At 52.4% G+C, this 24,323-nt stretch carries 24 protein-coding genes, 1 other RNA gene and 2 pseudogenes; 14 read left to right on the top strand and 13 right to left on the bottom strand.

The annotated features are described in order from the left end of the window. Positions 1-2: 2 nt before the first annotated feature. From ACN1CO_RS10775 to ACN1CO_RS10765, 3 genes and pseudogenes are all read right to left on the bottom strand, one after another. Complete coding sequence (locus ACN1CO_RS10775; protein ID WP_419138913.1) at positions 3-326, bottom strand: DUF5375 domain-containing protein; 324 nt, start codon at positions 324-326, stop codon at positions 3-5. Continuing rightward, positions 323-547 (bottom strand): hypothetical protein, encoded by a 225-nt coding sequence (locus tag ACN1CO_RS10770; RefSeq protein ID WP_419138912.1) that lies wholly within the window; start codon positions 545-547, stop codon positions 323-325. Before ACN1CO_RS10770 ends, ACN1CO_RS10775 begins: the two co-directional genes overlap by 4 nt. Beyond that, a pseudogene (locus tag ACN1CO_RS10765) lies at positions 544-765 on the bottom strand (host cell division inhibitor Icd-like protein); the annotation flags it as partial. The pseudogene ACN1CO_RS10765 and the gene ACN1CO_RS10770, both read right to left, overlap by 4 nt. Positions 766-808: 43 nt before the next feature. On the opposite strand from ACN1CO_RS10765, the gene ACN1CO_RS10760 reads away from it, so the two are divergent. Continuing rightward, positions 809-1,177, top strand: coding sequence for a hypothetical protein (locus tag ACN1CO_RS10760; RefSeq protein ID WP_419138911.1), 369 nt, complete (start codon positions 809-811; stop codon positions 1,175-1,177). Between the two features lie 643 nt (positions 1,178-1,820). On the opposite strand, the gene ACN1CO_RS10755 is transcribed toward ACN1CO_RS10760, so the two are convergent. From ACN1CO_RS10755 to smpB, 4 genes and pseudogenes are all read right to left on the bottom strand, one after another. Beyond that, the gene (locus tag ACN1CO_RS10755; protein WP_419138910.1) at positions 1,821-3,785 is read right to left on the bottom strand and encodes an ATP-dependent nuclease; all 1,965 of its coding nucleotides are present in this window, start codon (positions 3,783-3,785) and stop codon (positions 1,821-1,823) included. Between the two features lie 49 nt (positions 3,786-3,834). Continuing rightward, positions 3,835-5,027, bottom strand: a pseudogene (locus tag ACN1CO_RS10750) (integrase domain-containing protein). A 179-nt stretch (positions 5,028-5,206) separates the two neighbouring features. Continuing rightward, positions 5,207-5,568: a transfer-messenger RNA gene (ssrA, locus tag ACN1CO_RS10745) on the bottom strand. 43 nt (positions 5,569-5,611) lie between these two features. Further along, positions 5,612-6,094 carry an SsrA-binding protein SmpB gene (smpB, locus tag ACN1CO_RS10740; RefSeq protein ID WP_010257694.1) on the bottom strand — a complete coding sequence of 161 codons (483 nt, stop codon included), beginning with the start codon at positions 6,092-6,094 and terminating at the stop codon, positions 5,612-5,614. 158 nt (positions 6,095-6,252) lie between these two features. Between smpB and ACN1CO_RS10735 the strand changes: the two genes are divergently transcribed. Both ACN1CO_RS10735 and ACN1CO_RS10730 read left to right on the top strand, forming a co-directional pair. After that, the gene (locus ACN1CO_RS10735; RefSeq protein WP_419138909.1) at positions 6,253-6,687 is read left to right on the top strand and encodes a type II toxin-antitoxin system RatA family toxin; all 435 of its coding nucleotides are present in this window, start codon (positions 6,253-6,255) and stop codon (positions 6,685-6,687) included. Then, positions 6,680-6,973: an RnfH family protein gene (locus tag ACN1CO_RS10730; RefSeq protein ID WP_419138908.1), complete on the top strand. Its 294-nt coding sequence runs from the start codon at positions 6,680-6,682 to the stop codon at positions 6,971-6,973. The genes ACN1CO_RS10735 and ACN1CO_RS10730 overlap by 8 nt, the downstream gene beginning before the upstream one ends. Before the next feature lie 96 nt (positions 6,974-7,069). On the opposite strand, the gene bamE is transcribed toward ACN1CO_RS10730, so the two are convergent. The 3 genes from bamE to nadK all read right to left on the bottom strand — a co-directional run bounded on the left by bamE (position 7,070) and on the right by nadK (position 10,228). After that, positions 7,070-7,417 carry an outer membrane protein assembly factor BamE gene (gene bamE, locus ACN1CO_RS10725; protein WP_090958551.1) on the bottom strand — a complete coding sequence of 116 codons (348 nt, stop codon included), beginning with the start codon at positions 7,415-7,417 and terminating at the stop codon, positions 7,070-7,072. 186 nt (positions 7,418-7,603) lie between these two features. Beyond that, positions 7,604-9,265: a DNA repair protein RecN gene (recN, locus tag ACN1CO_RS10720; RefSeq protein ID WP_419138907.1), complete on the bottom strand. Its 1,662-nt coding sequence runs from the start codon at positions 9,263-9,265 to the stop codon at positions 7,604-7,606. Positions 9,266-9,349: 84 nt separating this feature from the next. Continuing rightward, entirely contained in the window at positions 9,350-10,228 is an 879-nt protein-coding gene (nadK, locus tag ACN1CO_RS10715; RefSeq protein ID WP_003848582.1) for an NAD(+) kinase, read from the bottom strand. Positions 10,229-10,350: 122 nt separating this feature from the next. Here nadK and grpE point away from each other — a divergent pair, with 122 nt between their 5' ends. Then, entirely contained in the window at positions 10,351-10,932 is a 582-nt protein-coding gene (grpE, locus tag ACN1CO_RS10710) for a nucleotide exchange factor GrpE (RefSeq protein ID WP_010257683.1), read from the top strand. Positions 10,933-10,991: 59 nt separating this feature from the next. Here grpE and ung read toward each other — a convergent pair whose 3' ends face one another. Beyond that, positions 10,992-11,672 (bottom strand): uracil-DNA glycosylase, encoded by a 681-nt coding sequence (gene ung, locus ACN1CO_RS10705; RefSeq protein WP_090958557.1) that lies wholly within the window; start codon positions 11,670-11,672, stop codon positions 10,992-10,994. Between the two features lie 243 nt (positions 11,673-11,915). On the opposite strand from ung, the gene grcA reads away from it, so the two are divergent. Then, a complete protein-coding gene (gene grcA / locus ACN1CO_RS10700) occupies positions 11,916-12,299 on the top strand; it encodes an autonomous glycyl radical cofactor GrcA (RefSeq protein ID WP_010672180.1) in 384 nt (127 codons plus the stop codon). A 217-nt stretch (positions 12,300-12,516) separates the two neighbouring features. On the opposite strand, the gene srmB is transcribed toward grcA, so the two are convergent. Beyond that, entirely contained in the window at positions 12,517-13,845 is a 1,329-nt protein-coding gene (srmB, locus tag ACN1CO_RS10695) for an ATP-dependent RNA helicase SrmB (RefSeq protein WP_419138906.1), read from the bottom strand. A gap of 165 nt (positions 13,846-14,010) precedes the next feature. Here srmB and trmN point away from each other — a divergent pair, with 165 nt between their 5' ends. Then, the gene (gene trmN, locus ACN1CO_RS10690) at positions 14,011-14,760 is read left to right on the top strand and encodes a tRNA(1)(Val) (adenine(37)-N(6))-methyltransferase TrmN (protein ID WP_419138905.1); all 750 of its coding nucleotides are present in this window, start codon (positions 14,011-14,013) and stop codon (positions 14,758-14,760) included. Here the strand turns inward: trmN and nadB are convergent. After that, a complete protein-coding gene (nadB, locus tag ACN1CO_RS10685) occupies positions 14,745-16,364 on the bottom strand; it encodes an L-aspartate oxidase (RefSeq protein WP_419139016.1) in 1,620 nt (539 codons plus the stop codon). The two genes, trmN and nadB, sit on opposite strands and share 16 nt — an antisense overlap. A gap of 412 nt (positions 16,365-16,776) precedes the next feature. Here nadB and rpoE point away from each other — a divergent pair, with 412 nt between their 5' ends. From rpoE to era, 8 genes are all read left to right on the top strand, one after another. Further along, positions 16,777-17,352 (top strand): RNA polymerase sigma factor RpoE, encoded by a 576-nt coding sequence (gene rpoE / locus ACN1CO_RS10680; protein ID WP_013358764.1) that lies wholly within the window; start codon positions 16,777-16,779, stop codon positions 17,350-17,352. 30 nt (positions 17,353-17,382) lie between these two features. Further along, on the top strand, positions 17,383-18,036 hold the full coding sequence (gene rseA / locus ACN1CO_RS10675; RefSeq protein ID WP_419138904.1) for an anti-sigma-E factor RseA: 654 nt from the start codon (positions 17,383-17,385) through the stop codon (positions 18,034-18,036). Continuing rightward, the gene (gene rseB, locus ACN1CO_RS10670; RefSeq protein ID WP_419138903.1) at positions 18,036-18,992 is read left to right on the top strand and encodes a sigma-E factor regulatory protein RseB; all 957 of its coding nucleotides are present in this window, start codon (positions 18,036-18,038) and stop codon (positions 18,990-18,992) included. Before rseA ends, rseB begins: the two co-directional genes overlap by 1 nt. Then, entirely contained in the window at positions 18,989-19,453 is a 465-nt protein-coding gene (gene rseC / locus ACN1CO_RS10665) for a SoxR-reducing system protein RseC (protein WP_090958571.1), read from the top strand. The genes rseB and rseC overlap by 4 nt, the downstream gene beginning before the upstream one ends. Before the next feature lie 218 nt (positions 19,454-19,671). Further along, on the top strand, positions 19,672-21,471 hold the full coding sequence (gene lepA / locus ACN1CO_RS10660; RefSeq protein WP_419138902.1) for a translation elongation factor 4: 1,800 nt from the start codon (positions 19,672-19,674) through the stop codon (positions 21,469-21,471). Positions 21,472-21,480: 9 nt separating this feature from the next. Beyond that, positions 21,481-22,455 carry a signal peptidase I gene (lepB, locus tag ACN1CO_RS10655; protein ID WP_090958577.1) on the top strand — a complete coding sequence of 325 codons (975 nt, stop codon included), beginning with the start codon at positions 21,481-21,483 and terminating at the stop codon, positions 22,453-22,455. 131 nt (positions 22,456-22,586) lie between these two features. Next, complete coding sequence (gene rnc, locus ACN1CO_RS10650; RefSeq protein WP_419138901.1) at positions 22,587-23,267, top strand: ribonuclease III; 681 nt, start codon at positions 22,587-22,589, stop codon at positions 23,265-23,267. Between the two features lie 147 nt (positions 23,268-23,414). Then, positions 23,415-24,320 carry a GTPase Era gene (gene era, locus ACN1CO_RS10645; RefSeq protein WP_419138900.1) on the top strand — a complete coding sequence of 302 codons (906 nt, stop codon included), beginning with the start codon at positions 23,415-23,417 and terminating at the stop codon, positions 24,318-24,320. Positions 24,321-24,323 lie beyond the last annotated feature (3 nt).

Below are 24,323 nucleotides of genomic sequence, written 5' to 3'. Positions count from 1 at the left end.
ACTCAGTGCAGCACCGGCGCATTTTTGAGACGCCCGCAGAGCTCATCCATCACCACCTGTCCCAGAAAGCTCAGGCACGGTGCCGACTTCAGCGGCCCGGCGGCCAGCAGGTCGTCGAGCAGCGCGCAGGCAATTTCCTGACCGCGCAGGCGTCCGTGCTGGCGCAGATAGAAGCTTTCCAGCTCGGTTTCAATGGCGCGCTCAAGACGCGCCAGCGTCAGGCCGGGATAGCGCTTCTGCTCGCTGCAGACGGTCAGCCAGGCGCAGGCCACCGCGCGGCGTGAAAGCGCGGACCGCAGTTCGGGGGAAAGGGTACGTGTGCTCATGGCTCAACCTCCCCGTTCATCCAGCCGTCCTGACAGCGGTTAACCACTCCGTCCAACTGTTCGGTGATGATGAAAATAAGCGAGTTCAGCTGCGCCTGCTGTGTGGCCGGTGGTTGTTCGTGGCACTCCTGAAGCAGGGTCATGTCACTGATAAAGCGCCCGGCGTTACGCAGGTGCTCAAGGCGTAACAGGTCGGCGTGGGAAATGGTGGCGTGAGTCATGCGCGCACCTCCCGGACCGGCATGCGGGCTGCAAGTGACAGTACGTAATCGCGGGCCAGCGTCAGGCGGGCGGCGCGTTCATCAGCGGCAACGGTGCGGAGCATTTGGATACGCTGCTGGCGCTCGGTACGGCGCACGGCGGCAAAGACGAAAACAAACTGAGGGTATGGGGAATTAAGGACCGTAGCCATGATGGCAGTCTCCATTGAGTAGCGGTTATCCTCTGAATGGCGGCTGCATATCGAAGACCTCAACACAAAGATGCTGGCCTGGCTGGAGGCACGACAGACTGAAAAGGCCGCCACTGAAAATCTCAGCGGGCTGCGCCAGCGTAAGGCCGAAATGGAGCAGACAAGCCGCGATAACCGGGCACGCTTCCGTGAACTACTGGGACAGAATGGCGGCAACGTCACGCCGGAGATGAAGACGCTGCGCGCGGAGTATCTGGAGCAGCAGGAAACGGCATCAGACCTTGCCGGGCTGATTGCCGAAAAGGAAAAGCAGCTGCCGGTGGTGGCCGACGTGACCGGGCGCAAGGCTAATGCTTACGTGTTCTGTCATGAGGGCATAACGGATGTGATGACTTCTTTATCATTCATGGCACCGAGCTGGGCAGCCTGCTCAGGATGAAGTACAGCCAGTTTGAACGGAATGGCTCAACGCATGCACCGGGGGTTATCGAAGGCGCGAACGATGCCGACACGCTATACCGCTTATATGTCCAGAAGCTCATTAAGCGATGGGCGAGCGTAAACCAGCCGCTGATGTTCCGGGATGACGTGCTGAGCGTGAGCGGTGCACATTCTTTCCGGGGAGCTAGAACCGACCGCAGCAAGCGTAAACTTTTCTGAGCCGTAGGCTCAGGAACCAACTGAAGCCTGGCTAGTGCCGGGCTTTTTTACGTCCGCTGCGTGAGTGCATGTCTATGCTGCATGAAAACGCATGAGTTTCCGGCACCCCGGAACGGCAGACAAGGCCAGCAGCGGCGCGGCTCAGGCCTAATCATGCAGGTGCACGAAAACCGCTGCATAAAGCGGGCAGGCGTGGCGGGGCCACGAGCGCGCGCATGGGGGAGAATTTGCTATCAATGGAAAAAGAGGTAATGGGATGGTTTTATCGCAAAAAATCATCAGATGATCGCTGAGGTTAGTTAATAGTATTGTTTTTGCGGGATGAAAAGCCTTACATCTACTTCTAAAAATTCTTAATCAAGTAGTCTTACCTAATACCAAATGGAAAGTGGGGGACGAACCCCCACATGTTTATATAACCGCTAAATTATCAACACTCCATTAATGTCTTTGAAAAGATTCTCAAAATGGATTATGGTCTTCTCATCGATAGTTTTAGGCGGGTTTGCTCCAAAAGTAGATGCTACAAGATAATGATTAAATCCACCTGAAGGACGCAACAGAATATCATTATCTTTTAAATATTTATTTAACCTCTCAACTATCCTTGAACCGGCGGGTAAATCAGTTATTTTTATTTTACCTTGCAAATGCTTTTCAAATGTTTTATTGAAATAATCAATATATAATTTCGTTGATATTAAATCTTCAATGTCACTTGGCTGATCGTTTTTTTCAATATACATTGATGTATGCTTTATTGCCTTGGGATGAATAATTTTATTTCTTATCAGCTCATCCAACTTCTGATTAGTTTTTCCCTCATAATCATGGAGAACGGCAAGGCTAAGATCATTTGCTCCAAGTAATGCAATAAAAGTGATTATTTTGTCCAGTCCTCCGGTTGGTACTATAGTGATACTTTCATCGAGGCTTACTCTACCTTTTTCTTCGAGTATGGCAGACATGTGTTTTAAATAGATAAGTTCGGATGGGCCTTCAACTAAAAGATTTCTTTTTGATATGAATAGATTTTGTGCAATATCCCATCCTAGTGCAGCCTGAAGAGGGAATATAGTTTTAGGGTCTGAGCTAGAAAGATTATCAGTTATTATTGTTCCGATCTTATCCTTATCTTCGACCATGCGAACTTGATTAAGCCGATCAGAATGAACCATAAACGGAGAATGAGTAGTATAAAGTACCTGATGGTTTTCTGATAAATGGTCAATATATTTCAAAAAGTCAGATTGAGCTAAAGCATGTAGAGCTAAGGCCGGTTCATCGAGGAGTAAGATTAACTTTCTGTCTTCCTCTTCTGCATCGACCTGATACTGAACACTATCAAACCAAACTAAGAAACTAAAAAACCATATAAATCCACGACTTCTTTTATCAAAAGGTGTTGTAACCCTATGTCTGCTATTTTTTATCCTAAGATAGATATTAGCACCATCATTATAGGGGGCCTCATCTCTAGAATCGCTCTGAATGTCAACGACGACTTCAATATTTTCATTTTGTTTCCAGAAGGTCATTATCTGATCTGTTAAGCTATTGGAAACACCTTCTATTTTGGCTTTAAGAGACTCATAACCATCAATGTCAGAAAGATCTTCAATATTGACATCAGCCATCCTCAGTAGGGCTAACATAGATTTATGTTTAGGAGTTAATTGTGCCGGGTCAGTTTCTGAAAGTTTATGCCTACGCAATAAGTCTTTTATGTTTAACTTTCCTGGAAGGATATCGTATTCACTGAAATATAATGTTTTAGGTATAGAGTCATCAAGGTCTTTAAATACCTCATACTGAACGACACTATCCCAATTAGATTTTTTTATTCTAGCTTCAAGTAATTGTAGTGTTTTCTGTTCGCTTTCATTTAAATCTAATGATTCAAGCTTTTCAACGATTTGTCTGATGCTCTTACTCTCTTTAATGGCAATTATTGTATCAGACGTAAAGTTACCAGTTTTTATAATTTTAGATATTACAGGGCCTTCATCTACAGAAATTTCTATGCTTCTTTTATTGTTATAATTTGTAGATATAGAGTAGGTAAAACCGAATTCAAGATTTGTACCATACATTCTATTAATTCTGTTTATTTCATCATCTTCAGGTTTGTATGTAAGCTTGATGGCATTTTCAGGGTTGGTCTGATGAATTTTATTGTAACGAGTAAGATCTTTTCTCGGATAATCTTCTATTACATTAAACTGTTCTAATCCCAAAGCATCACTAGCTTTATGTATACCTTGCAGGAAAACAGTTTTCCCGGCTTCGTTCATACCAACAAGAACCGTTGTACGTGCATCAATACTACAAGCCTGTGACGTGTTTATAGAACGAAATGGACCTAGTTCAACTTTAGTTAAAATCATAGTGATTCCTTATGCTGATAATTAGTTAACTAATGAAAAAATGCCGTAATTATTCTTTGTTCTGAGCATATTGTCCCCACCAATCCATTATTAACTTTCGTTGTTCAATGTATGTAGTGCGGTTATACGCGCGTCTTACTTCATTCCTATCTGAATGAGCCAAGGCTGATTCGATCACGTCGGAATTAAAACCCTTCTCATTCATTGCTGTGCTCGCGATTGAACGTAAACCATGAGCCACCAATTTACCACCATATCCTATGCGCTTTAATGCTGCATTAGCCGTCTGGCTATTCATCGCTTGCTTAGGATCATTTCTGCTTGGAAATACGTGTTCGCGCTGAGCACGGATGGGCTTCATCACCTCCAATATTTCTAGCGCTTGCGGTGATAATGGAACAACATGTTCGCGCTTAGCTTTCATCCGTTCGGCTGGAATTATCCAAAGTTTTTCATCAAAATCTATCTCTGCCCATCGTGTACCAGAAGCTTCAAAAGGACGCACAAGTGTTAGAAGTTGCCATTCAATTAAGCAACGAGTTGATACAGATAGGTTAGACATTACCAAAGAACGCATAAGCTTCGGTAATTGTTCCGGTCGCAGTGTTGGTATATTTTGCTTTTTGGGCTTTTCAAAAGCCATACCGATTCCAGAAGCAGGATTAGCATCAATCAAACCCGTGTTAACAGCATAAATCATAATCTCGTTAATACGCTGTATCAAGCGGCGCACTGTTTCAAGAGCACCTCGGGCCTTGATTGGCTCAAGTGCTTCTACAAGCTTACGCGCTTTGATTTCCTGCACTGGAATTTCGTCAATGGCAGGAAAAACATCTTTCTCGAGAGAACGCCAGATATCCTTAGCGTAATCCGGCGTAACGCTGGCTTGTTTCAAAGCAAACCAATTAGCTGCCACGGTTGAGAAAATACTGTCCAACGCTGTCTGCTGCAGTTCTGTGACCTGCTAGGCCTGCATCTGTGGGTCAATGCGTTAGCGAGTAAGGAGAGGTAATCAGCGCGCAGGCGTCTGGCATCTGCCAGCGATAGGGCAGGGAAGCCACCGAGGCCCATCATTGTGCGCTGCTTTGTCGCTGGCCTTTGGTAGCGAAAACGCCACAGCTTATTACCGGACGTTTTGATGAGCAGGAAAAGCCCATCGCCATCATGCAGCGTAAAGTCTTTCTCTTGAGGCTTAGCTTTGAGGACTTCGTTATTGGTGAGGGGGCGTGTAATCCGCGCCATGACTGATTTCCGTCCATAATTGGTACACGTTTCTGGCCCAGATTATTGCGTGTACCAATTATCTCTGGATTCAGGCGGATCGTCTCGGAAGATTACAGACACAAAAAAGCCCGCAAGGTTTTCACCTTGCGGGCTCTCAGGACTTCGATGATGGTTCTGGTAACCATCAACCAAGAATTTGGTGGAGCTGGCGGGAGTTGAACCCGCGTCCGAAATTACTACACCGTCGGCACTACATGCTTAGTCAGTTTTTACATTCGCCGGTTAGCTGCGAACAGACACGCCACTAACAGACTAGCCTGATTGGATTTAACGCTTCAACCCCAGGCAGGGTATTCACGCGATCTCTTTTGGGTTTGACTTCTCTTGATCCCCGTCTTAAGAGCGGAAGCTAGGGAGAGAAGGCTCTAAGCAGGTTATTAAGCTGCTAGTGCGTAGTTTTCGTCGTTTGCGACTATTTTTTTGCGGCTTTTTACGAGGCAAACCGCCCCTCGGCATGCTCCTAAGGCTTCACAATCCCGTCGAGTCCAGAATCAGCCCCAGAACTTCAAATACTAGCAACAAAACAAATAAAAATCCAGTGCTTAACGCTTTGAATTCTTCATGATACGTGCTTTGTCTAACTGCCATTCGCGGTCTTTGATATCGTCGCGCTTGTCGTGCTCTTTCTTACCGCGTGCAACACCAATCTTCAGTTTGCACCAGGCATTCTTCCAGTACAGCGACAGTGCCACGATGGTGTAACCTTCGCGGTTAACGCGGCCATACAGGGAGTCGAGTTCACGTTGCTTCAGCAGCAGCTTACGGCTGCGCGTCGGGTCACAGACCACGTGACTGGAGGCAACGGCTAAGGGTTGAAAGGTTGAACCGAACAGAAAGGCTTCGCCATCGCGCAGCAGAATATAGCTGTCGCTGATGTTGGCTTTACCGGCACGAAGTGACTTAACTTCCCATCCTTGTAACGACAATCCCGCTTCATACTCCTCTTCGATGAAGTACTCGTGGCGGGCGCGTTTGTTCATGGCAACAGTGGCAGAACCGGGTTTGTGTGCTTTTTTCTTTGTCATAGTGCGGCGTATTTTACATCACTTAGTCGGTTATCGCATCCCCAGTCCAGCGGGGCGGCAGGAAACGGGATATTCTAGCACACCCTCACACGGGGACATTTTTGTTTAATCGCTGAAAATGCTATTATTCAGCGGTTTTGTGATGAACAGGAACCATTATGGCTCAGATTAGTCGTTCGGCGCTGGTCCCGTTTAGTGCCGGGCAGATGTACACACTTGTAAATGATGTGGATGCCTATCCGCAATTCCTGCCGGGTTGCACCGGAAGCCGCGTGCTGGATGCATCTGATAATCAGATGACGGCGTCGGTGGATGTATCGAAAGCGGGCATCAGCAAAACGTTTACCACCCGCAACACCCTCACGGATAACCAGAGCATTCATATGCAACTGGTAGATGGACCGTTCCGTAAGCTGACCGGCGGCTGGACGTTCGTCTCGCTGGGTGACGACGCCTGCAAGGTTGAGTTAAGCCTGGAGTTCGAATTCACCAACATGCTGGTAGAGATGGCCTTTGGACGTATCTTCAAAGAGCTGGCCAACAGCATGGTACAGGCCTTCACTCAGCGCGCCAAAGAGGTCTACCGTGCCTGATATCTCCGTCGAGGTGGTCTACGCCTTGCCTGAAAAGCAGTATCAGCTTTACGTGAAAGTGGAGCAGGGCAGCACGGTTGAAATGGCCATCCTGAAATCAGGATTGCTGGAACTGCGTCGGGAGATTGACCTCGCCAGCAACAAGGTCGGCATCTACAGTCGGCCAGTGAAACTGGATGATGAGGTTCATGAGGGCGATCGTATTGAGATCTATCGTCCGCTGATTGCCGATCCGAAAGAGCTGCGTCGTCAACGCGCAGAGCGGGCGGCAGAAAGCAAAAAATAAGTCGTTATCCCGCCAGATTCAGCGGATAGCAGGCATAAAAAAAGGCGCTCAGTGCGCCTTTTTGCTGTCTGCCGTTTCAAACGGTCTGTCGTTCAATCAGTCGTTGTTCGGTGACAGATTCTGCTTGTTGTCGATGTTAGTCAGAACACCGTTGCCATCGAAGTTCAGCGTCAGCGTCTGCTGCTTCACGCGCTCATGACCTGGCTCCTGACGGAAAACGTAATACCAGACGTTGCTGCCAAACGGGTCTTTCATCATCGGCGTACCGAGGGTGTAAGCCACCTGCTGCTGTGTCATACCGGTATGGATCTTGGCCACATCGTTGGCAACCAGATAGTTACCCTGGTTGATATCAGGACGATAGACCACGCGCTCTAAGGTGGAACATCCGGCGGTCATCATCAACATTACTACTGCCGCGGCAGTCAGCGTTTTACAGCGCATCTATACATTCCTTTTCCGGGGCCAAACGCCTTTTACAGGCGGCTTTCTTGCCATCAAAATCTGAACTCTGCCTGCGGCAGGCTTTATTACTCTGGCGACATAAGTGCCGATGATAATAAACCTTTTCGCTGTTGGAAACCTCTACAGAGCAAGCATATGACCACGGTGGGTTAAAAAAGTGCGCTGCTATGCGGCTAAAAGTTCTTTTGCGTTGGCCAGTGTGTTGCGTGTGACCTCGCTGCCGCCCAGCAGTCGGGCCAGTTCCTGCAGACGCGCCCGCTTGTCCAGCGGCTGCATGTGGGTTTCAGTCATCGCGCCATCGGTCTCTTTGCTGACATAGAAGTGCTGATGACCGCAACCGGCAACCTGCGGCAGGTGGGTGACGCACATCACCTGAGTCGATTCGCCCAGCTGACGCAGCAGTTTACCGACAACAGCGGCGGTCGGGCCGCTGATTCCGACATCCACTTCATCGAAAATCATCGCCGGCGTTTCCATTTTCTTCGCGGTGATCACCTGAATCGCCAGCGCGATACGTGACAGTTCACCGCCCGAAGCGACTTTGCCCAGCGGCTGCAGTGGCTGACCTGGGTTGGTTGTTACCTGGAAATCGACGCGACTCGCGCCGTCTGCCGTCAGCTGATCCGGATTAAAGGTCAGCGCGATTTTAAACTGGCCGTGCGGCATGGAGAGCAGATGCATACTCTGGGTAATCAGCTGCTGCAGCTCATCAGCGAAGTGGCTGCGCTGCTGATGCAGCTGCTCAGCGCTTTTAAGCGCGGCCTGATAGTGTTCACCCACCAGTGATTGCAGGCTCTCCTGATCGCTCTCATGCTGGGACAGCAGCTCCGATTCCGCCAGCAGTTGCTGATGCAGCTCAGGCAGTGCTTCTGGCGTGACGTGATGCTTACGCGCCAGAGCAATCTGGCGTGAAATGCGCTTTTCCAGTTCATACAGGCGGTTCGGATCCATATCGAGGCTGTCGCAGTAATGGCGCAGCTCGTCGCTGGCTTCAGTCAGTTGAATCGCCGCCTCTTCCAGCAGGTTGTGAACGCCGTTCAGCTTTTCATCCAGCGAGGTCAGTTCAGAAATCATCTCACGCGCGGTATAGAGCAGGCTGTTGAGATTATTGTCATCACTGTCTGCTAACAGCTGCAACGCCTGCTGACTGGTCGACAGCAGCTGTCCGCTGTTAGCCAGACGCTTGTACTCTTCGTCGATCTGCTCATATTCGCCCTGCTGCGGTGCGAAGTCGTTAAGCTCTTTGAGCTGATACTGCAACAGCTCGCGGCGGGATTCGCGCTCCTGCGCCTGCTGCTGGTGCAGCGCCAGGGTGCGGCAGCTCTGATGCCAGGTCTGATAGCTGGCGCGCATTTGCTGCAGCAGGTCGTCGTGACCGGCATAGGCATCCAGCAGATGCTTCTGGTGGTCGGGTTTGAGCAGAAGCTGATGGGCATGCTGACCGTGGATCTGAATCAGCAACTGGCCAAGATCGCGCAGCTGAGAGAGCGGCACTGCTGTGCCATTGATAAAGCCGCGTGAACGACCATCAGCGCTGATCACCCGGCGCAGCAGACATTCGTTGCCATCATCCAGATGATTATCCGTCAGCCAGCGCTGGGCAGAAGGGGAGGACTTAAGCTGGAAGCGGGCGCAGAGGTCTGCCCGGCTGGCACCCTGACGCACCATGTCAGCATCAGCACGACCGCCCAGACATAATCCCAGCGCATCAATTGCGATAGACTTGCCGGCACCGGTCTCACCAGTGATTGCTGTCATGCCGCGTTGGAAATCAATGTCGAGCTCACGAACGATAGCGAAATTACTGATGGTCAGTTGGGCCAGCATAGGTTCACCTGTATGAATAAACACATATGGTTTTTCATACAGTATAAACTGGTTTTTTATCCAGTAAAGAGGCGCGGCGGGTTTTCAGAACAATTTTTTTGACCAGCCCAGTTTGGAACTCAGCGTATTGAAATAGCTATAGTTTTTAGGATGGATCAAATCAAGATGACCGGCACTGCGTCGAATCAGCACATCCTCGCCTTCCTGGATGGGCAGCGCAATCTGGCTGTCACAGCTGATTTCCAGGTCGCTGCGACGTGAAGAAAACCGCAGCCGGATGGTACTGCTGCTGTTGATCACCAGTGGTCGTGCCGACAGCGTATGCGGGAACATCGGCACCAGCACGATTGCTTCGAGTGATGGCGTCAGAATCGGGCCGCCTGCAGAGAGTGAGTAGGCGGTAGAGCCGGTGGGCGTCGAGATAATCAGCCCATCAGAGCGCTGGGAAAAGGCGAACACTTCATCGATGTAGACTTCGAATTCGATCATGTGGGCGACTTTGCCGGGATGCAGCACCACTTCGTTGATGGCGGAGCCAATACGCGGCGAGCAGTCAGATTTGCACACCTGCGCTTCCAGCAAAAAGCGGCTCTCGACGAAATAGTTACCCTGCAGCACCTCATCCAGCTGTTGCTGCGCATTGTCCGGATCGAGGTCGGTGAGAAAACCGAGATTTCCGCGGTTAATGCCAATCACTTTGATGTCATAACGGGCCAGCACCCGCGCTGCGCCCAGCATATTGCCGTCACCGCCCACCACGACCGCTAAATCAGCCTGCTGACCAATCTCCGCCAGCGTGCCTGTCTGTACGTCGTGAAGCGACAGCTCCTGCGCAATCTGCTTCTCAACGATCACTTGATAACCTTTGGCAGTCAGCCAGCGCCAGAGCATCTCATGCGTGGTTAACGCGGTGGGATGGCGCGGATGACCCACAATACCAATGCAGTTAAAGTGTTTATTCATCTGGTCGGTGTTCCTTATAAGCCAAAACGGCAAGGCAATGTGATAGGTTCCCTTGAATCCGTCATACCAATCCCCATAATAAGCCAACCAGCGAAATGAATGTGCAAAACGCGGAGAAATTCATGAGTAGTAAAGAACAGAACACCCCAAACGAGCAAGTCTCAGACGAAATTCAGCAGGATCAGCAGCAACCTCAGGAAGCGGAGACAGCGGCAGAGGTGGATCCGCGTGATGAGCGTATCGCTCAGCTCGAAGCTGAATTAGCGCAGTCGCAGACCGGCGTGCGCGATGCACAGCTGCGTGCTCAGGCAGAGATTGAGAACATTCGTCGTCGTGCCGAGATGGACGTTGAGAAGGCGCACAAGTTTGCGCTGGAAAAGTTTGCCAACGAACTGCTGCCGGTGATCGATAGCCTGGAACGTGCGCTGGAAGTGGCGAACAAAGAAGATCCACAGCTGGCATCTATGATTGAAGGGATTGAACTGACCCTGAAAGGCCTGCTGGGCGCTGTGCGTAAATTCGGTGTTGAAGTGGTCGGCGAAACCGGCGTGCCATTTAACCCGGAAGTGCATCAGGCGATGTCGATGATGGAGTCTGAAGAGTTTGAACCTAACCATGTCATGCTGGTGATGCAGCGTGGCTATACGCTGAATGGACGCCTGCTGCGCCCGGCGATGGTTGCGGTGTCTAAAGCTAAAAGCTGATCCAACGCCTGACTCCCGTTACACGGCCGCGCACTGACGCGGCCGTGTGCTTTCTGGCGTTAAGCCGGTAACACCGGCGTCCAGTCCACCGGCTTTTTACCGGCCGCGCTCAGCAGTTCATTGGTCGTTGAAAAGTGTTTGCTGCCGAAAAAGCCGCGGTGCGCGGAAAGCGGCGAGGGATGCGGCGCCTGCAACACATGATGGCGCTGACGATCGATAATGCTGCCTTTCTTCTGCGCATGTGAACCCCACAGCAGAAAAATCACCCCTTCACAGTGCTGGTTAATCGCCGCAATCACATTATCCGTAAAGGTCTCCCAGCCAAATCGCGCATGGGAATGGGCTTTGCCCGCTTCAACTGTCAACACCGTGTTCAGCAACATCACGCCCTGTTTCGCCCAGCTCTCAAGAAAGCCGTGGTCAGGCTTCTGAAAGCCCGGAATATCCTGCACCAGCTCTTTGTAGATATTCTGCAATGAGGGCGGCACCTGAACGCCGGGCAGCACTGAGAAGGCCAGTCCGTGCGCCTGATTCGGCCCGTGATAGGGATCCTGACCCAGGATGACAACGTTAACGTCACCCAGCTCCGTCAAGCGAAAAGCGTTGAACACATCTTTCTGCGGCGGATAGACCGTAACGCCCTCAGCGCGCCGATCGGCGACCTGCTTCAGCGTCTCAATAAAATAGGGTTTCTCTTTCTCTTCGGCCAGCACGTCGTGCCAGGTCAGCTTTTCAGCCATGTTTAACTCCCTTAACGTTAGTGCCGTAAGCTTAGCCGTTCCAGCCGCCGACCTGAAGGCAAAAATAATTTGAATAATACAAATTAATTTGAGTTAACGGGCGTTTTGAGATCAACGGCTTAGCGGAAAAGCCGCCTTAACGCCTGATTAATATTGATACAGGTCAAAGCTGGCCGGAAGGAAGAGTGGTATACCGGGGGCCTCAAATTTGATTTATTCACGTATTATCCGGGAGACGAAATCATGATTACTGGTATCCAGATCACTCAATCAAACAATTCACAACTACTGAACTCCTTCTGGCTGCTGGACGAAGAGAAAGCCGAAGCGCGTTGCCTGTGTGCAAAAGCGGGCTACGAAGAAGATCAGGTTGTCGCCATCAGCGAACTGGGCGAATTCGCTTACCGTGAAGTACCGGTTGAAATCAAACCGCAGGTGCGTGTCGAAGGTGGTCAGCATCTGAACGTCAACGTGCTGCGTCGCGAAACGCTGGAAGATGCGGTTAAGCATCCAGAAAACTACCCGCAGCTGACCATTCGCGTTTCAGGCTATGCCGTGCGTTTTAACTCACTGACGCCTGAGCAGCAGCGCGACGTCATCACCCGTACCTTTACAGAAAGTCTTTAATCAGCCTGAGTTAACAGGTGATGAAAATAAGTGCAAAGCGCACACAGCAATTTTTATCAATAGTATGAATGAGATAAGCAGTTAACAGTCCTGTTTTGACAGGTCAGTGTCGCGAAGAAAGCGTTCTGGCAGTAAAAATATTGTGAAAGGGCTGTTACTGATTATCAGATAAAAAAAATCGCCTCCTGTGAGGCGATTTTTTTATGCTTGCGATGATTTATTCCGCATTCTCGTTAGCTGGCGTACTGCCGCTTGCCTTGCGGCGTTTGCCGACATTTTTGGCATCACGATGGCGTTTTTTCACCCGTGGTTTTTCAGTTTCGCTGGCTTTCTGCTCTGCACGCTTCGCCAGAACCTTTTTCGACGGTTTACCCGTGGTTTTGGCACTTGGCGCACGCGTCTCAGGACGCAGCTCATCGATCACACGCGCTTTGATTGGCTCGTTCACGTAGCGGGTGATTTTGCCCAGCAGCACGAAATCGTGCGCTTCAACCAATGAGATAGCGATGCCTTTACGGCCCGCACGACCGGTACGACCGATGCGGTGCAGATAGGTATCGGCGGTGCGTGTCATGTCATAGTTGAAGACATGACTGACATCCTCAACATCGATGCCGCGCGCGGCGATATCTGTCGCCACCAGCACGTTAACGCGGCCTTCACTCAGACGCTTAATCGCTTCGTTACGCTTGGCCTGCACCATTTCGCCTTCAAGATAGCTGCTCCGAATCCCCGCTTCGTGCAACCAGCTCACCAGCTCATGCAGACGTTCACGCTTACGCACGAAGACGATGCTGCGCGTCACATCCGGCTGTTTCAGCAGATGGATCAGTAATTTGGTCTTGTGCTGCAGATCATCAGCGCGGTAGTACCACTGCTGGATCTTTTTGCGCTCACGACGGCTTGGGTCCGCTTCCAGCTCAACCGGATCGTTCAGCAGACGCTCGGCGAAGTCACGGATGTTGTCGCCTTCCAGCGTGGCGGAGAACAGCATGGTTTGCTTGCGCCAGCGCGTTTCAGCCGCGATGGTTTCGATATCCTGGGCAAAGCCCATATCGAGCATACGGTCCGCTTCATCCAGCACCAGGGTTTCTACGGCGCGGCAGTCAAAGTTCTCTTCTTTGATGTACTGCAGCAGACGGCCAGTGGTCGCGACCACGATGTCCTGGTTTTCGCTGAACACTTCGGCATGGTTCATATAAGCCACGCCGCCGGTGATAGTGGCGATATCCAGATGGGTGTGTTTCGCCAGCTCACGCGCATGGTCGGCAACCTGCATCGCCAGTTCGCGGGTTGGGGTCACAATCAGGATGCGCGGTGGCCCGGATTTCTTGCGCGGAAAATCAAGCAGGTGCTGCAACGCCGGTAACAGATACGCGGCGGTTTTCCCGGTCCCTGTAGGTGCCGAACCCAGAACGTCACGGCCCTCCAGCGCGGGCGGAATTGCAGCGGCCTGGATCACTGTTGGGCGCGTAAAGCCTTTTTCCTGCAACGCTTGTAGCAGGCTTTCGTCAAGTTCGAGTTCGGAAAATGTGGTTACTGTCATGGTCTACCTCAGTTTGGGGCGCTGATTATAGACAGATCAGACTGAATCTTCATCTGTTAATCCGTTTCGGCTGCGCCTGGGGTTGTCTGCCGCGTGAATTCCCTCTGTCGTCACGTTACACTCATGCGCTGCCGTACGGCAGGAAAAAAACGATGGTAGTGACGAATGATGCAGGATAAGCCGCGTGAACGGCCACAGTTAAACAAGAACGGATTTACCTTTAAACAATTTTTTGTCGCGCACGATCGCTGTGCGATGAAAGTCGGCACCGATGCCATCCTGCTGGGGGCCTTTGCACCGGTTGCCGGGGTAAGACGCATTCTGGATATTGGCAGTGGCAGCGGGCTGATCGCGCTGATGCTGGCGCAGCGCACGCCGTCGCCGGTCGAAATCGATGCGGTTGAGTTAGAACCGGAAGCCGCAGGGCAGGCGCAGGAGAATGTACAACAGTCGCCATGGCCTGAACGTATTCGGGTTCATCAGCAGGATATCGCCGACTGGGCTGAGCAGTGCGATAAACGTTACTCGCTGATTGTCAGTAATCCCCCTTATTTCGCGCCGGGCGTGGCCTGTTCTACTGCGGCTCGGGACAGCGCACGCGCAACGGCCTCGCTCGATCATCAGACGCTGTTACGCAGTGCCGCGTTGCTGATCGAAGAAGAGGGGATGTTCTGTGTGGTGCTGCCCACCGCCACCTGTCAGGAGTTTATCGGGCTGGCGCAGGCGGATGGCTGGCATCTGCGTTTCCGGCTGGACGTGGCAGAATATGCCCATCGTCCGCCGCATCGCGTCGTGCTTGGCCTGTCGCCGCAGGCCGGTGAGACGCTGCTTGAGCGTCTCGCTATCCGCGCGCCGGACACCCGCTATTCCGATGAGTGGTGTAGCCTGACGCGAGATTTCTACCTCTTCATGTAGCCCGGCGGCGTCAGAATGGTCGGCAGCGCCTCTGGCAGTAAATCCGGATAGTCGCGGATATAGTGCAGGCCGCGACTCTCTTTCCGCTCCAGCGCACAGCGCACCATCAGGTCAGCGACCTGCACCAGATTTCGCAGCTCCAGCAGATTATTGGAGAGGCGGAAGTGGTGATAATACTCATCGATCTCCTGCTGAAGCAGGTTGATGCGGCGCAACGCTCTTTCCAGCCGCCGGGTGGTGCGCACGATTCCCATGTAATCCCACATGAATAACCGCAGCTCGTGCCAGTTATGCTGGATCACCACGCGCTCATCGGCGTCATCGACCTGACTTTCATCCCATGCAGGCAACGCAGTGACAGCTTCGATGGCGGGCAGGGTGCGGATCAGCTCTTCTGCTGCTGACCAGCCATAGACCAGACACTCCAGCAGCGAGTTGGATGCCATGCGGTTAGCGCCGTGCAGACCGGTGTAACTCACCTCACCAATGGCATAGAGGCCACTGACGTCGGTCTGTCCATGCTGATCGACCACCACGCCACCACAGGTGTAATGCGCAGCAGGCACAATCGGAATCGGCTCTTTAGTGAGGTCAAAGCCAAAGGTCAGCAACTTCTCATAGATCATCGGGAAGTGCGCGCGAACAAACACTTCAGGCTGGTGGCTGATATCCAGATACATACAGTCCACACCCAGCCGCTTCATCTCATGATCGATGGCCCGGGCGACGATATCGCGCGGGGCCAGTTCGGCGCGCTCATCGAAATCGGGCATGAAACGGCTGCCATCAGGACGCAACAGCCAGGCACCTTCTCCGCGTAACGCTTCGGTTAACAGGAAATTCTGCGCCTGCGGATGAAACAGGCAGGTCGGATGGAACTGATTAAATTCGAGATTGGCGACCCGGCAGCCCGCGCGCCACGCCATCGCGATGCCGTCACCGGAGGCGATATCAGGGTTGGTAGTATATTGATAGACTTTAGCGGCACCGCCCGTTGCGACCACTACGGCCCGTGCCCGGCAGGTTTCAACCTGCTCGCGATTACGGTTCCAGATCCACGCACCCACCACCCGGCGAGCGCCAGGCAGGCCGATTTTATCTGAAAGAATCAGATCGACCGCGTTGGTGCGTTCCAGAATCCGGATGTTGGGATGACTCAATGCCTGACTCACCAGCGTGGTTTCCACCGCGTGGCCGGTAGCGTCAGCGCTGTGCAGGATACGACGATGACTGTGACCGCCTTCGCGGGTCAGGTGGTAGCGCATATCGCCTGACGCCTGCGGATCGAGATCAAAGGCGACGCCGTTGTCGATCAGCCACTGCACGCAATGCCGGGCATTGCTGGCAATAAACGAGACCGCTTCACGGTCGCATAATCCTGCCCCGGCAATCAGCGTATCTTCGATGTGCGACTCAATGCTGTCCGTCTCATCAAAAACCGCTGCAATACCGCCCTGCGCATACAGGGTTGAACCCTCATTGACCTGCGCTTTACTGAGAACGGTCACCTGATACTGTTTTGCCAGCCGTAACGCCAGCGACAGACCGGCGGCACCGCTGCCAACGATTAAGACATCACACTCATAATCCGGGGTCACATTCATCATAATGTTTAATTTACTAAACAAGAATGGGTCTGAGCATAAGCGCAATGGGGGGTTCTGTGAAGTATTTTAAACACCAGCCGCCACTATTCGTCAGGTAATTTCTCAAAGTTACCTATAATCAGTGAGTTAAAATCCGCCTGCTTTAGGTGTGGTTTTTTATAGCAAACTTATTAAACCTAAAGGATTTAATGATGAAAAAGCTGTTGTCATAGGTTACTCTGCCTGCGATTTACGCTCCTTACACTGAACGAAAACGAACAACCTGTGTAATGTCCATCGGAGCGGTAAATATCAGGGCGAGAAGTGAACTTCGCACCACATCACAACTCTAAGCGCATGCTTGCTCAGAACATGAGATGTGCTGGCAGTTACTTTTGCATATGAAAAATTTGGGGAGACATTACCTCGGATGAGCGAGCAGTTAACGGATCAGGTCCTTGTCGAGCGGGTACAGAAGGGAGATCAAAAAGCGTTCAACTTACTGGTAATTCGTTACCAGCATAAAGTGGCGAGTTTGGTTTCACGCTATGTTCCCTCGGGAGACGTGCCTGATGTAGTACAGGAATCGTTTATTAAAGCGTATCGCGCACTGGACTCTTTCCGGGGCGATAGCGCGTTTTATACCTGGCTGTACCGAATTGCGGTAAACACAGCGAAAAATTACCTGGTTGCTCAGGGGCGCCGTCCGCCATCCAGCGATGTGGATGCGATTGACGCAGAAAATTTCGAAAGTGCGGGTGCATTAAAAGAAATTTCGAACCCTGAGAACTTAATGTTGTCTGACGAATTGAAACAAATTGTCTTTCGTACCATCGAGGCGCTACCCGAGGACTTGCGTATGGCAATCACCCTCAGGGAACTGGACGGTCTGAGTTATGAAGAGATCGCCGTCATTATGGATTGCCCGGTAGGCACTGTTCGATCACGTATCTTTCGTGCGCGAGAGGCCATTGATAACAAAGTTCAACCGCTTATCCAACGTTAGTGATAACGGCTACTGGAAGGGTACATAGGCATGCAGAAAGAAAAACTTTCCGCTTTAATGGATGGTGAGACCTTAGATAACGAGCTGTTTTCCGCCTTGTCTAAGGACACAGAATTGCAGAAAAGCTGGGCGAACTATCATCTCATCCGCGACACCATCCGTGGTGATGTGGGCGATGTCCTGCATTTCGATATCTCTGCGCGCGTCGCTGCCGCCATCGAAAAAGAACCGCTGCGTACGGTCACCACGCTGATTCCTGAAGCTCAGCCAGAACCTTCCCGCTGGGAAAAAATGCCATTCTGGAAAAAAGCGCGCCCATGGGCTGCGCAACTGACTCAGGTGGGTGTAGCGGCCTGTGTTTCACTGGCAGTGATCGTGGGCGTTCAGCACTACAATCAGCCTGCGGGCAGTGCCACGCAGACTTCTGATTCGCCGGTGTTCAACACCATGCCGATGATGGGCAAAGCCTCACCAGTGAGCCTGGGCGTCCCGTCTGATGCCTTCGACACTAACAGCTCCAATCAGCAGGTTCAGGACCAGCGTCGTCGCGTGAATGCCATGCTGCAGGACTATGAACTGCAACGTCGCCTGCACGCTGACCAGCTGCAGTTCGAAACCGACGCGCCAAAACAGGCGCAGGTTGATGTTCCCGGTAACCAGTCATTAGGACAGCAACAGCAGTAATGAAGCCGCTTTGGTATGCTGTTAGCCTGCTGACAGGCAGCCTGTTGTGGTCATCTGCCGCCCCGGCGCAAACTTCTGCGTCCGGGGCGCTATTGCAGCAGATGGAGCAGGCAAGTCAGAACCTGAACTACGAATACGCCTATATCAACGTCTCCCGCATCGGCATTGAATCGCTGCGTTATCGTCATGCTGTGATTGATAACCGGATATTCGCGCAGCTGTTGCAGATGGACGGGCCACGCCGGGAAGTGATCCAGCGCGGCAACGATATCAGCTACTTCGAACCCGGACTTGATCCTTTCTCGCTCCCCGGCAATCACATTATCGATGCCTTGCCATCGGTGATTTTTGCTGACTTCACCAAGCTCGCCACAGCCTACGATTTTATTACCGTGGGCCGCTCGCGCATTGCCGATCAGATGTGCGATGTCTTGCGCATCGTTTCACGCGATGGCACGCGTTACAGCTATGTGGTCTGGCTGGATGTGGACACCAAACTGCCGCTGCGCATCGACCTGCTCGATCGTGATGGCGAAACGCTGGAGCAGTTCCGTGTGATCAGCTTTGCGGTGGATGAAGGGGTGCGTAACCTGATGCAGGGACTGGAGAAAGCGAATCTGCCGCCGTCGCTCTCCGTGCCGAAAGGCGATCCGGTTACGCTCACCTGGCAACCAGGCTGGATCCCCGCCGGGATGTCGCTGGTGTCGCAGAACCGCCGCACGCTGCCGGGGCTGAACAAAAATATGGAGTCGAAGCTCTACAGCGATGGTCTGTTTAGTTTCGCAATCAACGTGACACCGGCCGATAAAACCAGCACCACGCAGACATTGCGCACTGGACGTCGTACGGTTCAGACCGTTGTGCGCAATAATAACGAAATTGCGGTGATCGGCGAGTTACCGCCTTCAACCGCAAAACGTATTGCGGACAGCATCGACCTGGGGTCACAAAAATGATGAGAGAATGGGCCACCGTGGTGGCATGGCAGGATGGCATCGCCACGCTGCACACCGAAGCAAAAACCTCCTGCAATAGCTGCCAGGCGCGTAAAGGCTGTGGCAGCCATATGCTGAATAAGCTCGGTCCGAAGAATGCCCACGTGATGCAGATCGCCAGCAGCAAGCCACTGCAGCCGGGTCAGCGCATCGAATTAGGCATCAAAGAGAGCAGCCTGCTCGGTTCGGCGCTGCTGGTTTACATGACGCCCCTGTTTGGCCTGTTCGTGGTTGCCGGCCTGTTTCAGTCGCTGTTCAATAGCGATCTGGCTGCGGCCTGCGGTGCGCTGCTGGGCGGCATCGGCGGGTTTATTGTCGCTAAAGGCGTTTCAATGAAATTCGGCGATCGCGAAGCTTTTCAGCCGGTCATTCTGAGCATTGCCTTGCCCCCTGATGCGCTGCGTGTTGAAAGCGAAGCGTAACGTACGTCCAGGCCGCGCATCCCGCGGCCTTTGTCTATTCTGCCTTGCGCAGATATCTGTTTCGCTTCCACCACGTTCCATTCTTTTATGCGCGGCGTTAACAGTGTAATATGCGTCGTCATTAATGAGGCTGACAGGATTGTGGGTAAAGAGCGATCTTCCTGAATGTGTCTGTGCTCAGGTTTTCAACTGAATTTTAAGCGAAGATATCCCAATAAATGAAGCACATAAGAAATTTCTCCATCATCGCTCATATCGACCATGGTAAATCTACGCTCTCTGACCGTCTGATTCAGATCTGTGGCGGCCTCACCGCTCGTGAAATGGCTTCACAGGTTCTTGACTCTATGGATCTGGAGCGCGAGCGTGGCATCACCATCAAAGCCCAGAGCGTGACACTCGATTACCACGCGAAAGACGGCCAAACTTACCAGCTCAATTTCATCGATACCCCAGGCCACGTAGACTTCTCATATGAAGTTTCCCGCTCACTGGCCGCCTGTGAAGGCGCGCTGCTGGTGGTTGATGCCGGTCAGGGTGTTGAAGCGCAGACACTGGCGAACTGCTATACCGCGATGGAGATGGATCTGGAAGTGGTGCCGGTTCTGAACAAAATTGACCTGCCAGCTGCCGATCCCGATCGTGCCGCGCAGGAAATTGAAGATATCGTCGGCATTGATGCAACGGATGCTGTGCGCTGCTCAGCCAAAACCGGCGTCGGCGTACCGGAAGTCCTGGAGCGCTTAGTGCGCGACATTCCGCCGCCGGAAGGCGATCCGGAAGGCCCGCTGCAGGCACTGATTATCGACTCCTGGTTTGATAACTACCTGGGCGTGGTTTCACTGGTGCGTGTGAAAAACGGCACCATGCGCAAAGGCGACAAGATCAAAGTCCTGAGCACCGGCCAGGTTTATAACGCTGACCGTCTGGGCATCTTCACCCCGAAACGTGTCGATCGTAATGAACTGAACTGCGGTGAAGTCGGCTGGCTGGTCTGCGCCATCAAAGATATTCTCGGCGCGCCAGTAGGCGATACCCTGACAACCGCGCGTAACCCGGCAGACAAAGCGCTGCCAGGCTTCAAAAAAGTGAAGCCACAGGTTTACGCCGGTCTGTTCCCAATCAGCTCTGACGACTATGAAGCCTTCCGTGACGCGCTCGGCAAGCTGAGCCTGAACGATGCCTCGCTGTTCTATGAGCCAGAAAGCTCAACGGCGCTGGGCTTTGGTTTCCGCTGCGGCTTCCTCGGTCTGCTGCACATGGAGATCATCCAGGAACGTCTGGAGCGCGAATACGATCTCGACCTGATCACCACCGCACCGACGGTAGTGTATGAAGTCGTGACGACCAGTGGCGATATCGTTCATGTCGACAGCCCATCCAAGCTGCCCGCCCTGAACAATATCGAAGAGCTGCGTGAACCGATTGCGGAATGTCACATGCTGCTGCCGCAGGAGTATCTGGGCAACGTCATCACGCTTTGTATTGAGAAGCGTGGCGTGCAGACCAATATGGTTTACCACGGCAATCAGGTTGCACTGACTTACGAAATTCCGATGGCAGAAGTGGTCCTCGACTTCTTCGACCGTCTGAAATCAACCTCGCGCGGTTATGCCTCGCTGGATTACAACTTTAAACGTTTCCAGCCTTCAGACATGGTGCGCGTCGACGTACTGATCAACTCTGAACGTGTGGATGCGCTGGCGCTGATTACCCACCGCGATAACGCGCCTTACCGCGGACGCGATTTGGTTGAGAAGATGAAAGAGCTCATCCCGCGTCAGCAGTTCGATATTGCGATTCAGGCGGCCATCGGTAACCACATTATCGCGCGTTCAACGGTTAAACAGCTGCGTAAAAACGTTCTCGCCAAGTGTTACGGCGGTGACGTGAGCCGTAAGAAGAAACTGTTGCAGAAACAGAAAGATGGTAAGAAGCGAATGAAGCAGGTTGGTAACGTTGAGCTGCCACAGGAAGCGTTCCTCGCCATTCTGCATGTCGGTAAGGACAGCAAATAAGGATTTCCAATGGCTAATATGTTCGCCCTGATTCTGGCGATAGCGACGCTGATTACTGGCATCGTATGGGTAATTGATCGTTTTAAATGGGCACCCGCGCGTCGCGCGAAACAGGCTGAAGTACAGGCTCAGACCGGGAACTCGCTCGACAGCAAAACGCTGGCGAAGGTTGCTGCTAAGCCAGGCTGGGTTGAGACCACCGCGTCTGTATTCCCGGTGCTGGCTGTGGTTTTCATCGTGCGTTCGTTTATCTACGAACCGTTCCAGATTCCCTCTGGTTCGATGATGCCAACGCTGCTGATTGGTGACTTTATCCTGGTGGAGAAATTCGCTTACGGGATCAAGGATCCGATTACTCAGACGACGCTGATCCCGACCGGTCAGCCGAAGCGCGGCGATATCGCGGTATTTAAATACCCGAAAGATCCGAGCCTGGATTACATCAAGCGCGTTATCGGTCTGCCGGGCGACAAAGTCATCTATGATCCTTACAGCAAAACGCTGACGGTGAAGCCGACCTGTAGCGACGATAAAGCCTGTGACACTGCGTTAGCGGTGACCTACACCGACGTTGAGCCAAGTAACTTTATTCAGACCTTTAGCGGCTTTGATGGCAACGAAACCGGCAACGGTTTCTATCAGGTGCCGCAGGGCGATACCCTGCGCGGTGGTCTGCGCCTGGCCACCCGCAAAGAGACGATTGGTAACGTGACGCATGACATTCTGCTGGTAAACGAAGCGCAGAGTCAGGCAGGCATGTATTATCAGCAGCCGGGTCAGCCGCAGTCGAGCTGGGTCGTGCCGAAAGGGCAATACTTCATGATGGGCGATAACCGTGATAACAGCGCCGACAGCCGCTACTGGGGCTTTGTCCCGGAGCGTAATCTGGTCGGTAAAGCGGTCGCTATCTGGATGAGCTTTGAGAAACAAGAAGGCCAGTGGCCAACCGGCGTGCGATTCAGTCGCATCGGCGGTATCCACTAATAATATTGTCTGATTAACAGGCAAATCGGGTGGCCTCCTCAGGGAGGCCACTGCACACCAAACGGAACGTGTTGGATTGCCAGCCCCGTTTGGTATGCAGAGTCACAGACGCAACAAAGAACTGGAATCGCATGAACCCCATCCTGATTAACAAGCTTCAGCGCAAACTGGGCTACACTTTTATTCATTCGGAACTGTTACAGCAGGCACTGACTCACCGCAGCGCCAGCAGTAAGCACAACGAACGCCTGGAATTTCTTGGCGATTCAATTCTTAGCTATGTGATTGCGAATGCCCTTTATCACCGCTTCCCGCGGGTGGATGAAGGTGACATGAGCCGCATGCGCGCCACGCTGGTGCGCGGCAATACGCTGGCTGAAATGGCCCGCGAATTTGATATTGGCGAGTGTCTGCGCTTAGGGCCAGGCGAGCTGAAAAGCGGCGGTTTCCGTCGTGAATCGATCCTTGCAGATACGGTGGAAGCGCTGATTGGCGGTATCTTCCTCGATAGCGGTATTGAGCGGGTAGAGCAGCTGATCCTCGACTGGTATCAGAGCCGTCTGGACGAAATCAGTCCGGGCGACAAACAAAAAGATCCGAAAACGCGCCTGCAGGAGTATCTGCAGGGACGACATCTGCCGCTGCCAAGTTATCTGGTAGTGCAGGTGCGTGGCGAAGCCCACGATCAGGAATTCACCATTCACTGTCAGGTGAGTGGTATGGCCGAGCCGGTCGTCGGCGTCGGCTCCAGCCGTCGTAAAGCTGAGCAGGCAGCGGCTGAGCAGGCACTGATAAAATTAGGTCTCGAATAGGTCTGTCGGGGTGACAGGTGCCGCAACCGGCGCTGAATCAATCACCCTCTGACAGTTCTATCACGGCGTCAGAAGACGCTGAATGACATATGACTCAAATAGCACTCTTTCAGCGTCGCTTCAGGCGCTGAACAATTCAGGACTCGAATGAGCGAAAACGTTACTTATTGCGGCTTTGTCGCGATTGTTGGCCGACCAAACGTCGGTAAATCCACCTTACTGAACCAGTTGCTGGGGCAGAAGGTGTCGATCACCTCGCGTAAGCCGCAAACCACGCGCCACCGCATCATGGGCATTCACACCGAGGGCGAATATCAGGCGATCTACGTCGATACCCCGGGTCTGCACATGGAAGAGAAGCGCGCGATTAACCGTCTGATGAACCGCGCCGCCAGCAGTTCGATTGGCGACGTAGAGCTGGTGATCTTTGTGGTTGAAGGCACTCGCTGGACGCCAGATGATGAGATGGTGTTGGGCAAACTGCGCGACAACAAAGTGCCGGTTGTACTGGCGATCAACAAGGTCGACAACATTCAGGATAAAAGCATTCTGCTGCCGCATCTGCAGTTCCTGAGCCAGCAGATGAACTTCCTCGATATCGTGCCTATTTCTGCCGAGCATGGCAAAAATGTTGATACCATCGCGGCAATTACCCGCAAGCATCTGCCGCAGGCCGATCATCACTTCCCGGAAGACTACATCACCGACCGCTCACAGCGTTTCATGGCGTCAGAGATGATCCGTGAAAAACTGATGCGCTTCCTGGGTGCTGAACTGCCTTACTCGGTCACGGTTGAGATTGAGCGCTTCGTCACCAACGAACGCGGCGGTTACGACATCCATGGTCTGATCCTGGTTGAGCGTGAAGGGCAGAAGAAGATGGTGATTGGCAACAAAGGCGCCAAAATCAAAGTCATAGGAACAGAAGCGCGCAGGGACATGGAAGAGATGTTCGAAGCGAAAGTGCATCTCGAACTGTGGGTGAAAGTGAAATCCGGCTGGGCAGATGACGAACGTGCACTGCGCAGCCTGGGTTATACAGACGATCTCTGATTC

Origin of the sequence: Pantoea sp. R13S299, from assembly GCF_048515925.1 — a bacterium.
Classification (GTDB): Bacteria; Pseudomonadota; Gammaproteobacteria; order Enterobacterales; family Enterobacteriaceae; genus Pantoea.
Note: the sequence above shows the minus strand (reverse complement) of the source record. Positions and strands in the feature narration are given on the sequence as shown.